17 protein-coding genes are annotated in these 12444 nt (G+C 72.6%); 1 reads left to right on the forward strand and 16 read right to left on the reverse strand.

From position 1 onward, the window contains the following. From NH602_RS20390 to NH602_RS20415, 6 genes are all read right to left on the reverse strand, one after another. On the reverse strand, window positions 1–2356 hold a 2356-nt coding region (locus NH602_RS20390), incomplete at its 3' end, for a hypothetical protein (RefSeq protein ID WP_374210226.1). Window positions 2357–2417: 61 nt separating this feature from the next. Then, the gene (locus tag NH602_RS20395; protein ID WP_253068634.1) at window positions 2418–2768 is read right to left on the reverse strand and encodes a hypothetical protein; all 351 of its coding nucleotides are present in this window, start codon (window positions 2766–2768) and stop codon (window positions 2418–2420) included. After that, window positions 2768–2977, reverse strand: coding sequence for a hypothetical protein (locus tag NH602_RS20400; protein ID WP_253068635.1), 210 nt, complete (start codon window positions 2975–2977; stop codon window positions 2768–2770). Before NH602_RS20400 ends, NH602_RS20395 begins: the two co-directional genes overlap by 1 nt. Before the next feature lie 71 nt (window positions 2978–3048). Then, window positions 3049–3375, reverse strand: a complete 327-nt coding sequence (locus NH602_RS20405) for a hypothetical protein (RefSeq protein WP_253068636.1) — start codon at window positions 3373–3375, stop codon at window positions 3049–3051. Window positions 3376–3378: 3 nt separating this feature from the next. Continuing rightward, a complete protein-coding gene (locus NH602_RS20410) occupies window positions 3379–4371 on the reverse strand; it encodes a P22 phage major capsid protein family protein (protein WP_253068637.1) in 993 nt (330 codons plus the stop codon). A gap of 21 nt (window positions 4372–4392) precedes the next feature. Beyond that, a complete protein-coding gene (locus tag NH602_RS20415) occupies window positions 4393–5112 on the reverse strand; it encodes a hypothetical protein (RefSeq protein WP_253068638.1) in 720 nt (239 codons plus the stop codon). A gap of 155 nt (window positions 5113–5267) precedes the next feature. Here NH602_RS20415 and NH602_RS20420 point away from each other — a divergent pair, with 155 nt between their 5' ends. After that, on the forward strand, window positions 5268–5612 hold the full coding sequence (locus NH602_RS20420) for an Lsr2 family protein (RefSeq protein WP_253068639.1): 345 nt from the start codon (window positions 5268–5270) through the stop codon (window positions 5610–5612). A 74-nt stretch (window positions 5613–5686) separates the two neighbouring features. Here the strand turns inward: NH602_RS20420 and NH602_RS20425 are convergent, their stop codons facing one another. The 10 genes from NH602_RS20425 to NH602_RS20470 all read right to left on the reverse strand — a co-directional run. Beyond that, the gene (locus NH602_RS20425) at window positions 5687–5905 is read right to left on the reverse strand and encodes a hypothetical protein (RefSeq protein ID WP_253068640.1); all 219 of its coding nucleotides are present in this window, start codon (window positions 5903–5905) and stop codon (window positions 5687–5689) included. Further along, a complete protein-coding gene (locus NH602_RS20430) occupies window positions 5902–7710 on the reverse strand; it encodes a phage minor capsid protein (RefSeq protein WP_253068641.1) in 1809 nt (602 codons plus the stop codon). Before NH602_RS20430 ends, NH602_RS20425 begins: the two co-directional genes overlap by 4 nt. Before the next feature lie 129 nt (window positions 7711–7839). Next, window positions 7840–9402, reverse strand: coding sequence for a hypothetical protein (locus NH602_RS20435; RefSeq protein ID WP_253068642.1), 1563 nt, complete (start codon window positions 9400–9402; stop codon window positions 7840–7842). Beyond that, on the reverse strand, window positions 9386–9655 hold the full coding sequence (locus NH602_RS20440; protein ID WP_253068643.1) for a hypothetical protein: 270 nt from the start codon (window positions 9653–9655) through the stop codon (window positions 9386–9388). Before NH602_RS20440 ends, NH602_RS20435 begins: the two co-directional genes overlap by 17 nt. A 16-nt stretch (window positions 9656–9671) precedes the next feature. Then, window positions 9672–9818, reverse strand: coding sequence for a hypothetical protein (locus NH602_RS20445; protein WP_253068644.1), 147 nt, complete (start codon window positions 9816–9818; stop codon window positions 9672–9674). Next, window positions 9818–10054 (reverse strand): hypothetical protein, encoded by a 237-nt coding sequence (locus NH602_RS20450; RefSeq protein ID WP_253068645.1) that lies wholly within the window; start codon window positions 10052–10054, stop codon window positions 9818–9820. Before NH602_RS20450 ends, NH602_RS20445 begins: the two co-directional genes overlap by 1 nt. Then, complete coding sequence (locus NH602_RS20455) at window positions 10051–10275, reverse strand: hypothetical protein (protein ID WP_253068646.1); 225 nt, start codon at window positions 10273–10275, stop codon at window positions 10051–10053. Before NH602_RS20455 ends, NH602_RS20450 begins: the two co-directional genes overlap by 4 nt. Beyond that, window positions 10272–10523 carry a hypothetical protein gene (locus NH602_RS20460; protein WP_253068647.1) on the reverse strand — a complete coding sequence of 84 codons (252 nt, stop codon included), beginning with the start codon at window positions 10521–10523 and terminating at the stop codon, window positions 10272–10274. Before NH602_RS20460 ends, NH602_RS20455 begins: the two co-directional genes overlap by 4 nt. A 455-nt stretch (window positions 10524–10978) precedes the next feature. Beyond that, window positions 10979–12247: a PBSX family phage terminase large subunit gene (locus tag NH602_RS20465; protein ID WP_253068648.1), complete on the reverse strand. Its 1269-nt coding sequence runs from the start codon at window positions 12245–12247 to the stop codon at window positions 10979–10981. Continuing rightward, window positions 12234–12444: hypothetical protein (locus NH602_RS20470; protein WP_253068649.1), on the reverse strand; the 211-nt coding region annotated here is incomplete at its 5' end. The genes NH602_RS20465 and NH602_RS20470, both read right to left, overlap by 14 nt.

Genomic DNA, 12444 nt, shown 5'->3' on the forward strand with positions numbered 1-12444 from the left:
CGCGTCGGCCGGTGCCGGTCGCGTCGAGGGCGAGCCCGGCGGTCCCGGTGCCGGTGGCGGTCCGTCCGTGGCCGTGGCCGGCGGCCCCCATCTCGAGTACGGCCTCGCCGGTCCCGGAACGCTCGCGGCTCTCGCCGGTCGCGTCGAGGGCGAGGCCGGCGTCGCCGGAGCCGGTGCGCTCGGCGAGTCCGTCGACGTCCTGGCCGACGGTGAGCCCGGTCGAGCCGGTGCCCTGCCGTGCGGGTCGGCCGTCGCCGGCGGTGTCGAGGGTGAGCCCGGCCGTGCCGGTCGCGGTGCGCTCGGTCAAGGCTGCCGCGTCGTGGTCGAGCGCGAGCCCGGTCGAGCCCGCGCCGGCTCGGTCGCTCGTGCCGGTGCCGCCGGTGTCGAGCGCGAGCCCGGCCGCGCCGGAGCCGGTGGCGATCCGGTGCCCGGTGCCGGTGGCGTCCAGCTCGAAGCCGGTCGAGGCGTAGTACGTCAGCTCGCCGGCGCCGCGGGCGTCGAGGGTGAGCCCGGATCGGCCGGCGCCGACGCGCTCGACGCCCTGGCCGTCGCCGACCGCGTCGACGAGCAGCTCGGCCGCGCCCGCTCCGTCACGCTCGACGCGCTCGGTCACCGATGAGCCGCTGAGCGCCGCTGAGACGCTGCCGGAGCCGACGCCGGCCTTGCTACCCGCGGCGCCCTGGCCGAGGGCGACAGCGGTCGAACCGTGGCCGGTGGCGACGCGCTCGGCCTGGCCGGCGGTGTCGAGGGTGAGGCCGGTCGAGCCGGTGCCGGTGGCGACGCGGTAGCCGGTGCCGGTCGCGCCCGGGGTGAGCGCGGCCGTGCCGGAGCCGTTGCGGTCACCGGCGCCGGTGCCCGTGGCGGACAGCGCGACGCCGGCGACCCCCTCCCCCGCCCGGGACGCCTCGCCGGCACCGGTGGCGCCGAGCGTGGCCGTACCCGGGACCCCGGACCCGCCGCGGACGGCGGACCCGGTGCCTGTGGCGTCGAGCGTGGTCGCCGGCGCGGTGCCGGTGCCGGTCTCCTCGGTCGGCGGGCCGGTCTCGCCGACCGGGAGCAGCTCGACCGCGAGCAGCGACCACTTCTGACCGCTGGGCGCGGACATGCCGACGAAGTTGCCGCCGGCGGTCTCGACGCCCTGGGTCGCCGACCAGTAGTTGACCGCGCTGTTGCGCTTCTCGAAGTTCGCGACCGCGCCGGACCGGTACGTCGGAGTGCCGCCGCTGACGGCCTGCCAGTCGCCGGCCGCCCAGGTGATGACGGAGCCGCCCTCGGTCGCCTGGACGATCGGGTTCATGGTCTGGGCGGTCGTGCCGGTGCGGACGTTGTTCGTCGCCGGCGGGCTGTCGAGGTGGGCGCCGGCCCATCGCTCGACGATCAGGCTCGGCGAGTAGCTGCCCCCGTTGGTCACCGCGACCGAGACCGTCATCGGCGCCGGCGAGCTGCCGACGCGGGCGGTGTCGATCCGAATCGGGCAGTAGCTCGCGAGCGTGACCGGGGTCGCTGCCGACGTGTACGTGAGGTCGCCGCCGGCGGGTGCGCCGAGGGTGGCGAGCGAGTGACCGGCCAGTGCCTTGACGACGAGCAGCTCGCCCGGGTCGGGTGTGAACGACTCCGTCGTCATGGTGCCGCCGACCAGCTCGGCCGTGTACGTCGCGACGAGGGTCGGCCGCTCGGGCTCCGGGTCGGTCTGCTCCGGGGCGCCACGCAGCGCCCACGACGTGCCCTTCGCGCACGTCTGCGTCTGGGCCGCCGCGGGCGCGGTCCGGCGGGGTACCGCGCCGGCATCGCGCTGCTCGGTTCCGACGGCGAGGAAGGTCCAGACCGCGGAGTGCTGGCCAGCCTCGGTCACACCGCCCGGCAGCGTCACCGCGTTGTCGCGGTCCTCTGTGTAGCGCTGATACGACCAGGCGCCGAGCCACAGCACATCGTCGGTGGTCAAGGTGCGCGCCTCGACTCGGACGTCGGTGACCGCGAACGGGGAGCTGTTCGAGACGAACGCCTCGGCGATCGGTGCGTCCGGGTCGACGTCGCGGGCGGCGACGAGCACGCACGACGTCGAGGTCTGGGCGGTCGCGGTGTAGCTCGCCGGCTCCGCCCCGGGGTCGGTGACCCAGTGGTGCGCGACGAGCACGTTCGGCGCGTTCGGGAACGACGCGTCGGGGTTCTGCGAGGTGTCGTCGAGCACGACGTCGAACCCGGCCGGCGGGGTCGGTGCTCCGCCATCGAACGAGTAGGACGCGAAGAACGAGAGCAGGTCGCCGGCGACGAGCCCGTCGGGCCGGTCGAGCGTGAACGTGCCGGAGTCGTCCGCCCCGCCGACGGTCGCGTCGATCATCTGCGGCTGTAGCGCCACGCGGCCCCCTCCGGTCGAGCCGCCGGCGCCGCCGCGGGGTGCGACGACGCCGGCGGGTGGATCAGGCCGAGGCGCTGGTCAGCGTGGCCGTGAAGTTGTACTGACCGCCGTTGTCGGAGAACGCCTCCGACTGGTCGAGGTCGCCGCCGGCGAGGAACGTCTCGCCGTCCCACACGCCGAAGTGCGTGTAGGTCGCGGCGGTGCCCTCGCCGCCCGGGACGGTGAAAGAGACCTGCGAGGCGGTGACGCTGCCGCCGGACGCGTTCGCCGGCCAGGTCGCGGCCTCGCGTTCGACCGCTGCGGCCTCGCCGGCACCGGTCGTGCCGGGGTCGGCGGTGTGCAGTGACAGCGCGCCGGCCCGTGCGGTGACGCCGTCGAGGGCGGCGCCGAGACCGTCGTTCGAGTACGCCATCACGCACCCCCGCTCTGGCCGACGTTCACCGCGGCGGAGCCGGTGCCGGTCCGCTCGTCGGTGTCGCCGGCCTTGGTCTTGGTCTTGGACTCGTCGACGAGCTGCCAGTCCTCGGACTCGCGTAGGCGGTCGTCCGTCGTCGACTCGGTGACGGTGCGGACGCGCTGCGGCTTGTCGCCCTTCGCGCCCTTCCGCTCGTACAGGGGCATGGGTAGGTCCCTCCCGGGTGGCCGCGAGCCCGCCGGCACCGGGGAGCCGTGCCGGCGGGCTGCGGGGTGGGTCAGCCGTAGCGCTCGACGAGCTGCGGCTTGGTCATGGCGTCGATCTCGGCCTCGGTGGCGCCGCGAGTGCGGGCGTGCTGCTCCCAGGCGTCGCGGTTCGCCGAGCGGGCCGGGGGCTCCGGCTCGTCGGCGGCGGGGTCGGTCTTCACGTCCGGCTCGGCCGGCTCGTCGGGTTCCGGCTCCGGCTCGGGCGCGGGCTCGGGCGCCGGCGTGGCCGGCTGCTCGGGCTCGTCGAGGCGCTCCCACACGGCCAGGGCGTCGAGGCGGGCGTCGGGGTGCCGGCGCTCGACGACCTGGGCCGTGCGGGTGTTGCGGTACCGGGGCATGGGTCAGCCGGTCCCGCCGGACCCGGTGTCCTCGCCGTCGCGCGGCGCGTCCGGGTCGTACGACGCGTTCCCGATCAGGACGGCGCGGTCCGGGTTGATCGTCTTCGCGCCGAACAGCATGTCGAGGGACACGACGTCCTTCTTGTACTTGTGGTCGTAGTCGTAGACAACCCGCAGGTTGAGACCCTTGTACGACACGATCTCGGCCCGCTGGGAGCCCATCGGCAGTTCCAGCGGCCGGGTCGCGAGCGCGAACGCGGACTCGTGGAACGCGACGCCCATCTCGGTGCCGTTGGTGCCCTCGGCCGGCCCGACGATGTTCTGGGTCATGTACGGGTCGAAGCCGGCGATGCGGCCGCCGATGGTCGCCTCGCGCAGGCCGACGGTGTCGCCGCGCTGGTTCGCCTGGCGCCACGTGTCCTCGGTGGTCCAGAGGCCGGCGGTCTCCGGGCCGGTGACAACGCGCCGGCGGGTGAGCGGGACGTTCCGCTTGGTCAGGACCGTGCCGGCCTGGTTGACGACGCGGGAGTCCGACCACGGGAAGTTGCCGCGGTAGCCCTTGTAGTCCTCGCCGTCGATGTGCTCGGTCGCGGTGCCGACGACGGTCGCGATGTCGTCGCGCAGCGCGAGCAGCGACCGGTCCACGCCCTGGGCGTGCGCCTCCATCGCCGGGGTGAGGAACTGCTCGTCGAAGTCCTGCACGGTGAGCGTGAGGTCCTTCGAGCTGACCTCGAACGACACGTCGAGGTGGTGGTTCAGCGTGAGGTCGGTCGAGGTCTCCTGAGCGTTCTGGATCTCGATGCCGGTCGCCTCGTCGAACTCGCGGGCCTCGAAGGTGGTCGGCCGGCGGATGGTGATCGTGTCGCCGATCTTCTGCGGGCGCATGAACTCGCGCTCGTAGTCGCGGTGGACCAGGCCGGCCATCACGAGGTTCTGGTACAGCGCGACGATGGCCTGTCGCGCGATGATCTTCGGGGTGAGCAGCTCGTTCGCCACTGCGGTTCTCCTGTCGGTGCGTTAGCGACCGTGCGTCTCGGCGTACTTCGCCGAGAGCGCGTCGAGGTCGTCGCTGTCGGTGGATTCGCCGCCCTTGCCGCCCTCTCCGCCGCCGGTCATGTCCTGACTCGACGGGGGTGGGGTGTCCGGCTGGGCCTTGAAGTGCGGGCGGTCTTCGAGGAACTTCTCGACGAGCGCGCCCATGTCGTCGGCGAAACTGTCGGCCGAGGGGTCGAGCTTCGCCGTCGCGTCGACGAATGCCCGGGAATCGGTCAACTTGTCGACGTCGGCGCCGGCCTTGCGCGCGGAGCGCTCGGCGGCCCGTTCGACCTTCATCGCCCGCAGCTCGCGGTCCTTCTCGGCCGCGGTCTGCTGTGCCTGCTCGGCGACCTTCTTCGGGTCGTCCTCGTCCTGGTCGAGCCCGAACGCCTTGCGCACCGCCGCGAGCGTCGCGTTCGCGTCGTCGCGTTCCTTCTCGGCCTTCTCCGCGCGGCCCTTGTTCTCGCCGGCGCGGGTCTCCCAGGTGCGCATGTGCTTCTTGGTGCGGGTCAGCTCGTCGTCGCCGTCCCCGCCCTTGTCGCTGCCGTTCGAGCCGCCGTCGCCGCTACCGCCCTCGGTGGTACCGCCGCCGTTGTCGGTGCCGTCGGAGCCCGTTTCGGTGCTGCCGCCGGCGTCGGTGGTCCCGCCGCTGGTCTCGGTCTCGGTGGTCTCGGTCGAGCCGTTCTGGTCGTCGTCAGACATGAGTGTTCACTCCCGTTTCGGGATCGGTGGTGGTGCCCGTTCCGGGCGGCCCGCGTTTCGCGGGTTGCTTTAGGGGCGGAAGCGCGCATTAGGTCGCGGCTGCCGCGGTTAGGGTGTTCGCCGAATCGAATCGCCCCGTACGAAAGGGACCGACAATGGCGAAGATCGAAGAGGTAAAGCTCGTCGACGACCTCGACGGCGGCCAGGCCGACGAGACCGTCCGGTTCACGTGGGACGGCAAGCCGCGCGAGATCGACCTCTCGGCCGAGCACGCGGCGCGGTTCCGTGAGGCGCTGGCGCCCTACGTCGAGGCGTCGCGGCGGGTCGTCGGGCCGGCGCCGGCGAAGCGCTCGGCCGGCTCCGGCTCGCGGGCGTCCTCTGCGGACCGCGAGCACAACCGCGCGGTGCGGGAGTGGGCGCAGCACAACGGTTTCGAGGTCGGCGACCGTGGTCGCATCCCGGCCGACGTGCTCGACGCGTACTCGCGGCGCGCGGCCTGAGCGCCTCTCTCCCGGCCTACCGGCCCGGTGCCCTCACAGGGTGCCGGGCCGGTCTGCGTTCGGGCTCCGTGGCGCTACTGGTCGCCCCACAGCGGCATCGGGTTGCCGGCGGAGTAGCCGCGGGCCCACATCTTCGAGAGCACCCGCTCGACCGATGAGTCCGACCGGCCGTGCCACGGGTTGACCCGGGGCTCGCGGGCGAGCGCGGTCGCCCGGCCGTCGCGGTAGGCGGCCGACATGCGCGCTTCGAGCAGCGCGCCGGCCCGTAGCCGGTCGGTGTGCTGCGTGCTCACGTGAAGAAGTCTCCTCTGCCCGACCGGAGTCGGCGTGCGGCCTCGCCGTCGTCGAGCAGCTCGGCGCGGAACTCTTCGAGCGTCGGCCGGCCGTTCTGGTCGAACCATTCGAGCAGCTCGTCGGACGCGTTCGCCCGCGCCCGGCTCTCCGGGCCGGAGAACAGCGACGCGGGGTCGACTCCGCGGGCGGTCGCCGCCCGGTTGGTCATGTAGCCGTTGGTCGCGTCCTCGGCGTCCCGGTAGCGCTCGGCGAGGTGGTCGCGGTAGGCCGCGCGGGACAGGTCGTCGAAGCCCTTGCCGGTGTACCCGCTGTCGCGAAGTCCGTCGATCGCGCGCCGGCGCCGCTGGGCCTCGATGCTCACCCCGTACGCGGTCTCGACGGCTTCCTCGTAGTCGGCGCCCTGTTCGAGCAGCTCGTCGAAGTGCTGGCCGCGGCGCTCGGCCTGGTCGGCGGTGGCGGCCTGCCGGCGCGCTCGACGGGCGTCGCGCTTGTCCAGCTCGACCGACAGCTCGTCGAAGCGATCCATGTCGCCGGCGGCGACGGCACGGGTCGTCTCGCGTTCAAGCTCGGACTCGATCATCCGGGACGGCTTGCGGTCCCGGCCGCGGACCAGGGTCGGCGTCGGGCCGTCCCGCCCGACCCGGGCGCGCAGGCTCTCGGTCGGCAGGTTGCCGGCGCCGGGCGACTCGCGGTAACGCAGGCGTTTCAACTGCGGATTCTCCGCGAGGTGGTCGCGCATCTTCGCTTGCCAATCGCGGACCTTGCGATCGGCCGCGCGTCGCTCGCGCTCACCGATCGCGGCGGTGCGGCGGTCCTTCCACGCCCGGATGTTGCGCTCGATCTCGCGTTGCCTCTGGCCGGCGCTGTAGCCCTCCGGGTCGGCCCGCTGCGGTTCCGGCGCCATCGCCGGCGACACCCCGGGCAGGTAGACCGACAGGCTGTGCCGGCAGTTCGGGTGCAGTAGGCCGGCGCGGCGGGCGTCGTCGACGCTGCCGGCGACGTCGACGGTCACGTACTCGCCGTCGTTGGTCGCGTGCTCGAACTCGTAGCGGCCGGCAGACCCGCCGCCGCGGAGCAGGATCTTGCCCTCCCACGGCGCGCACTTGTCGCACTCGCGGGGCGCGTTCGACACCCGGACCAGTTCGTGCCCGGCAGCGCCGAGGCGGTCGAGCTGGGCGTCGACGGCGGCCCGCGCGCTGGCCGAGCGGGTCGCCATCTCGACGTAGCTCGACAGCTTCCAGCGGCGGCCCGCCGCGTCGGTGAACCCGGTCAGTCCGCGGTCGGTGAGCGACCACAGGGCCCGCTGTGCGGCCTCGCGGCGCGTCTGGGCGCCGACCAGCACGCCGGACACGGTGCGGGCGACCGCCTCGCGGTAGGCGTCCGGGACGACGCGGAGGATCGACTCGTGGGCCTGGCCGAGCTGGTCGACCACGGACGCGGCGAGCCGGTCGAGCGCGCCTCGGTTCACGGCGTCGCCGTAGTCGGCCAGGCGCGAGCCGCGGCCGGTGATCTGGCCCAGCTCGCGCGTTGCCGCGGCGACGCCCTCGGCCTGGCCGGCGGCGATGACGCGCTCGACGCGGGCCGACGAGCCCTGTTCGAGCCCGCGGAACGCAGCCTCGGCGTCGGCCCTGATCTTGCGCATGCCGGCCGCGGTGCGGGCGTCGGTGTCGCCGCCGGCGTCGGCCACGTCCGCGACGTCGCCGACCTCACGGGAGACGCTGCCCAGTAGGTAGCGCTCGGCGTCGAGGTAGGTCGTCAGGAGTGCGGCCTCGTCGGGGGTCGGGGTGCGTCCGCGCGGCGGCATCGGTCACCCCTCCCCGGTGTCAGGTGGTCAGCGCGAGCAGCGCCGCGAACATGAGCCCGCCGACCGCGGCGGAGACTGCGGCGATGGCGACGAGCGCGGCCAGGGCGCCGGCGAGCAGCCGCAGCGCGGTCACTCGCCGGCGTCCGGATCGGCGTCCGGGTCGTCGCCGTCCTCGCCGTCGCCGGGGAACGGTGCGTCGAGCACCGGGCCGCGCTCGCGTTGGATCGCGGCCACTTCCTCGCGGACCTGGGTCTCGGTCCAGTCCGGATGCAGCACCTCGACGCGGGTCCACGTCGAGGCGGAGTCGGCCCGGTTGAGCAGGTCTGCGGTGCCGGCCAGCGTTTCGAGGTCTTCCGAGACGCTGTCGGGGAACTCGACGTTGATCGGCGCGTGTGGGTCCACGTTGGTCCGGAACGCCCGTTTGTCGGCGGCGAGCAGCGCGCCGAACGCGTGCCGCAGCTCGGGTTTCCAGTACCGGATGCCGCGCTCGCGCGACAGCATCGAGCGGCGCTCTCGGGCGCTGACTTCCTTCGCCGTGATCGCCGGCCCGCCGTCGCCCGGCTCGCCGAGCGTGGCGCCGTTGAGCCCGGCCCGCCGCATGATCGTGTTGACCAGCTCGCGGGCGGTGTCGCGGTGCTCGTCGACGCGGATCGAGAACTGCACGACGGTGAGCCGGTCGTCCTTCCCGCCGAGCATGCCGGGCACCGTGGCGTAGAACTGCCGGTCGGGGTCCCATCCGGCGCCCTGGCCGGGCCCGTAGTTGTCGAGCATGTTCTCCGGGACGAACACGCGGCCCTTCGCGAGCCGCACGTCGCGCATCCACGCCGCGTACGTCTCGTCGAGTGCGTCGAGCAGCGGCTCGGCGCCGGCGAACAGCGACCGGCCCATCGGCCGCAGCATCGGCAGCTTGCGCCACATCGGGGTCGGCCGGTTGCGGGGCACGTAGACCGCCGACAGCAGCTTGTACCCGGTCTCGATGGCGCCGGCGGAGTTGACGTGTCCGGCAAGCGCTGCGGTCGCGTCGGACTCTTCCAGCGGGACCGGGCGGCCGATCTTGTCGCGCTCGCCGCGGTAGAGCCGGTGAATGATCCATCCGGGCTCGTGGCGCTCGATGTGCCGGTAGATGATCTGGCCGCGCTGCTCGCGCCGGACGATGCGCCAGAAGTTCACGCCGGCGAGCCGGCCGCCGATCCACTCGGGCACCGCCATGTCGGGCGAGACCGCGTCGAGCCACGGCTTGTCGCCGATCCGGTCGTCCCACATGGGGCGCAGGTAGCCCCCGCCGAGCGCGGCGACGGTCTCGGCGCCTTCGAGTAGCCGCGAGTGCATGCCGTCGTCGAGTAGCTCGGTCAGCCGGTCGGTCGAGCCCTTGTGTTCGCTCGTCGCCGTGATCGCCTCGCCGAACAGCAGGTCGGCATAGGCCTGGGCGGTGTCGCCGGCCAGCGGGACGTGCAACTTCGCTTCCGGCTCACTGTCCGGCGTCGGCCGGCCCCACCAGAACCGCGCGAGCTTGCCGACCAGGCCGCCGGCGTACTGCGACGGCCGGTTGACCGCGCCGGCGCCCGACGCGGCCTCGTAGTGGGCGCGCAGCATGTCCGGGTCCCCGGCCCACCACGCGTCCCAGGCCTCGAACTTGTCGAGGGCCGGCTTCAACGCCGGCGGCGGCCACGGCGCGTCATTCTCGGGCAGCATCCGCGGGCCTCCCCTCGGTCGGGTCGAGCAGGTTCTCGCCGGCGCGGAGCCGGCCGGCGGTCGCTTCGAGCAGGTCGGCGAGGTTGTCGACGACCGCGCGCCCGTCGGCGGCCCGCACGGTGACGGTCGCCTCGGCCTGGTCGCCGGCGACGACGGGCACGGCGTCGACCGCGACGAGCAGCTCGCCGACCTCGAACGCGCCGGACTCGCCGACGGTGAGCGTCACGGGCAGCGGGAACGGCTCGGAGATCACGTACGCGCCTCTCGGGTCAGCGCCGGCCGCGGTGCCGCAGCGGCGCGAGCGCGGCCCAGTGGCCGCGCCAGTCGGTCAGGCTCCGCCACAGCACGTGGCGCCAGCAGGTACAGCCGCCGCGGAAGGTCCAGGCCGGCGGGTCGTCGGGCCAGCGGGCGGCCATCACGACGGGTCCGGATCGGGGTCCGGGACGGTCGCGGTGACGTGCCCGGAGAACTTCCCGCGGGGCCGGCCCCCGCCCGGCTCGTCGAGGCTGGCGTACGGGCCGTCGTCGCCGCCGAACACGTCGTCGAGCACGTAGGTCCCGACGCCCTGGCCGGCGAACTCGTCGAGCTGCCGGCGCGCCTCGGCGTGCAGCTCGTCGGGAGTGTTGCCCGATACCCGGAACGACGTCCTCATCGCCGGTCACCTCCGAACAGCCGGCGCAGTCGTGCGCCGGCCTCTGCCTGGCGGACCTCCGCGAGATAGCTCGCGAGGTAGTGGTCGACCTGGGCCGTCACCGCCGCGTTGTCGGCGAGGTTCCCGCCGGCGGCAGCGACCTGGGCCGCGGCGTCGCGCCTCGCGCGCTTGCGGGCGGCCTCGAACGCCTCGGTCTCGTTGAGGATCGCGCCGGTGCTCACAGCGCGGCCCGGACCGCGGCGTCCTTCGAGACGAGCAGGTCTCGCAGTGCGGCGGTCAGCTCGGGCCCGTCCGGGATGAGGCCGAGCAGCCGGCGCGTGTGCGCGGCGTAGGCGTCGGCGATGGCGTAGAGCGGTGCCGGCAGGTTCGGGTTGGGCACCAGCAGGAACCGGGCCACGTGCTCGACCGACGGGTGCCGGCCGTCGAGCACCTGGTCGGCGAGCAGCTCGTCAGATTCGTGCTCTGTCATGAGTCCTCCTGTAACGAACCGGGAGTGCATCCCGGTAATACTGAGCGTGATTCCCGACGGCAACAGTCTCGATCCAGCAAATGCGCGAGCCCTTCTAGCTGTAATTGCGCAGGTGATACCTACGCTCCTCATCGCATTCCTGGTATCTAACCGATTCATCGGTCTTGCTGCCCAACGCGGGAATCGGCTCGTGCTCACGTATCAAATCGTGAACTTTCTGGTCGTCGTCGCGACTACATTCGCCGGCCTTATCGTCACGTTCCTAGGCGTGCTCGGCGTCATCCCGGCGGGTCCCGCTGTAATCTCAGCCTGGATTTGTAGCTTAGGACTCCTGATAGCAATTCTCGCAGATGTTCTCGGGAACACAGCACTCAAAGCATCCAACGACTCGTCCGTGGTGCTAGTCGTTGGCGGACTAACCGTTTCCCTATTGGTTATTGTCACCCTGCTGATCTTTATTGCGGCGATACCCAGGGCGTAATCGGCACGGACCGCTGCCATGCGGCCCGCGTCGTCGAAATGGCGTATCGGGCCGCGTCGCAACTGTGGTCGTTCTTCTTCACGGGCCGGTCTTCGCCCTTGTCGGCGGCCGTGTCGTCCCAGACGTAGCCGGGGATTTCGTCGATCAGGCCGCGGCACGATTTGTGGATGATGAGCCGGCGGGTCGCGAGCAGCGATGCGAACAGCCGGATTCCGTCGCCGACGGAGTTGTCCGCGTCGGCGATACCGCGCACCTGGTCGCGGTGTAGCTGTAGCTGGAACGACTCCGCCGAGGGGTCGATCGCGAGCCACTTCGGCCGGCGCGCCTCGCCCTCGGCGTCGAGCCACCGGCGCAGCTCGCGGGAGAACTCCGCGTCGGTGAGCTGCCGGCGCGCCGTGCGGGGGTCGTGCCGGTACTCGCGGGTGAACACGAGCCGGCCGTCGCGGGTGGTGGCGAGCATGAGCGCGGCGAACGGGTTCGTCGTGCCGTAGTCGACGCCGGCGGCGAGCACGCGCTCGATGGCCGGCAGCTCGTCGACGACGTGCTCGTCCTCGTCGAACATTTCGTAGATGGCGCCCTCGGCCTGGACCCACTGGCCGAGGATGAACCGTTTGAACCACAGCCCCTTGTATTCCGCCTTGATGTTGCGGACGTAATCGGGGTCGAGGTGCGGATTATCGTCGATCGTGAAATGCCACGATCGCAGGTCGAGGGCCGGGTCGAGTAGGTAGTCCTGCCGGAGCCAATGCGCCGGATTATCCGGATTTGTGGTTCCGTAGAGCTTTGCACCCTTAACGGACAAGCGACCCAAACTCTGCCGGAAAAACGGCGCCGGCACGGTAGTTAACTCATCGCCGTACGCGCCTTTGCCGGTGAGTCCCCTTACCTTCTCTTCGGCCTGTTTATCGTTCGCGCCCAGGACGTGCACGGTCTGGCCGAGGATGGTCGCGGTCGCGGCGCCGGTCGTGTAGTCCACCTGACGCGCCAGGGGGCCGAACAGCGACCGATCGCGGAGCGGACCGAACACGTTGCGCGCGATGCTGTCCCGCGTCCTGCCGAACATGAACAGCTCGCCCGGCAGGTCCCGGACGTGCGCCACGTGCATCAGCCACCGGAGCAGCGACCCGACCGTCTTCCCGGACCGGATCGAGCCCTCCCAGACGTTCACGCGTGCCTGGGCCTCGGCGATCGAGCGGACCTGTTGGTCGGACAGCGCGCCGGCGGACAGGTCAGCGGGGCGCATGCCGGCCGGTCCGGACCGGGCGCAGCTCGCCGAGGCCGGGGTCGGTGCTCTCGCCGGTACCGGGCTCGCCGGCCAGGGCGACGACGTTCGTCACCGCGGCGGTGTGGGCGGTCGCGGAGGTCGATGCGCTCACGATGGCCGTGGTACCCACGACGCCGGCGACCGAGACCGTGAAGCCCGTCAGCGACTCCTCGAGC

The sequence above is a fragment of the Pseudonocardia sp. McavD-2-B genome (assembly GCF_024124365.1).
In the GTDB taxonomy this organism is placed as follows: domain Bacteria; phylum Actinomycetota; class Actinomycetes; order Mycobacteriales; family Pseudonocardiaceae; genus Pseudonocardia; species Pseudonocardia alni.

Bases quoted from the DNA above. Each gene is read 5' to 3' on its own strand.
- NH602_RS20395 (WP_253068634.1), bottom strand. From the start codon at position 2,768: ATGGCGTACTCGAACGACGGTCTCGGCGCCGCCCTCGACGGCGTCACC.
- NH602_RS20415 (WP_253068638.1), bottom strand. From the start codon at position 5,112: ATGTCTGACGACGACCAGAACGGCTCGACCGAGACCACCGAGACCGAG.
- NH602_RS20400 (WP_253068635.1), bottom strand. From the start codon at position 2,977: ATGCCCCTGTACGAGCGGAAGGGCGCGAAGGGCGACAAGCCGCAGCGC.
- NH602_RS20445 (WP_253068644.1), bottom strand. From the start codon at position 9,818: ATGGCCGCCCGCTGGCCCGACGACCCGCCGGCCTGGACCTTCCGCGGC.
- NH602_RS20405 (WP_253068636.1), bottom strand. From the start codon at position 3,375: ATGCCCCGGTACCGCAACACCCGCACGGCCCAGGTCGTCGAGCGCCGG.
- NH602_RS20460 (WP_253068647.1), bottom strand. From the start codon at position 10,523: ATGACAGAGCACGAATCTGACGAGCTGCTCGCCGACCAGGTGCTCGAC.
- NH602_RS20465 (WP_253068648.1), bottom strand. From the start codon at position 12,247: ATGCGCCCCGCTGACCTGTCCGCCGGCGCGCTGTCCGACCAACAGGTC.
- NH602_RS20450 (WP_253068645.1), bottom strand. From the start codon at position 10,054: ATGAGGACGTCGTTCCGGGTATCGGGCAACACTCCCGACGAGCTGCAC.
- NH602_RS20435 (WP_253068642.1), bottom strand. From the start codon at position 9,402: ATGCTGCCCGAGAATGACGCGCCGTGGCCGCCGCCGGCGTTGAAGCCG.
- NH602_RS20420 (WP_253068639.1), top strand. From the start codon at position 5,268: ATGGCGAAGATCGAAGAGGTAAAGCTCGTCGACGACCTCGACGGCGGC.
- NH602_RS20430 (WP_253068641.1), bottom strand. From the start codon at position 7,710: ATGCCGCCGCGCGGACGCACCCCGACCCCCGACGAGGCCGCACTCCTG.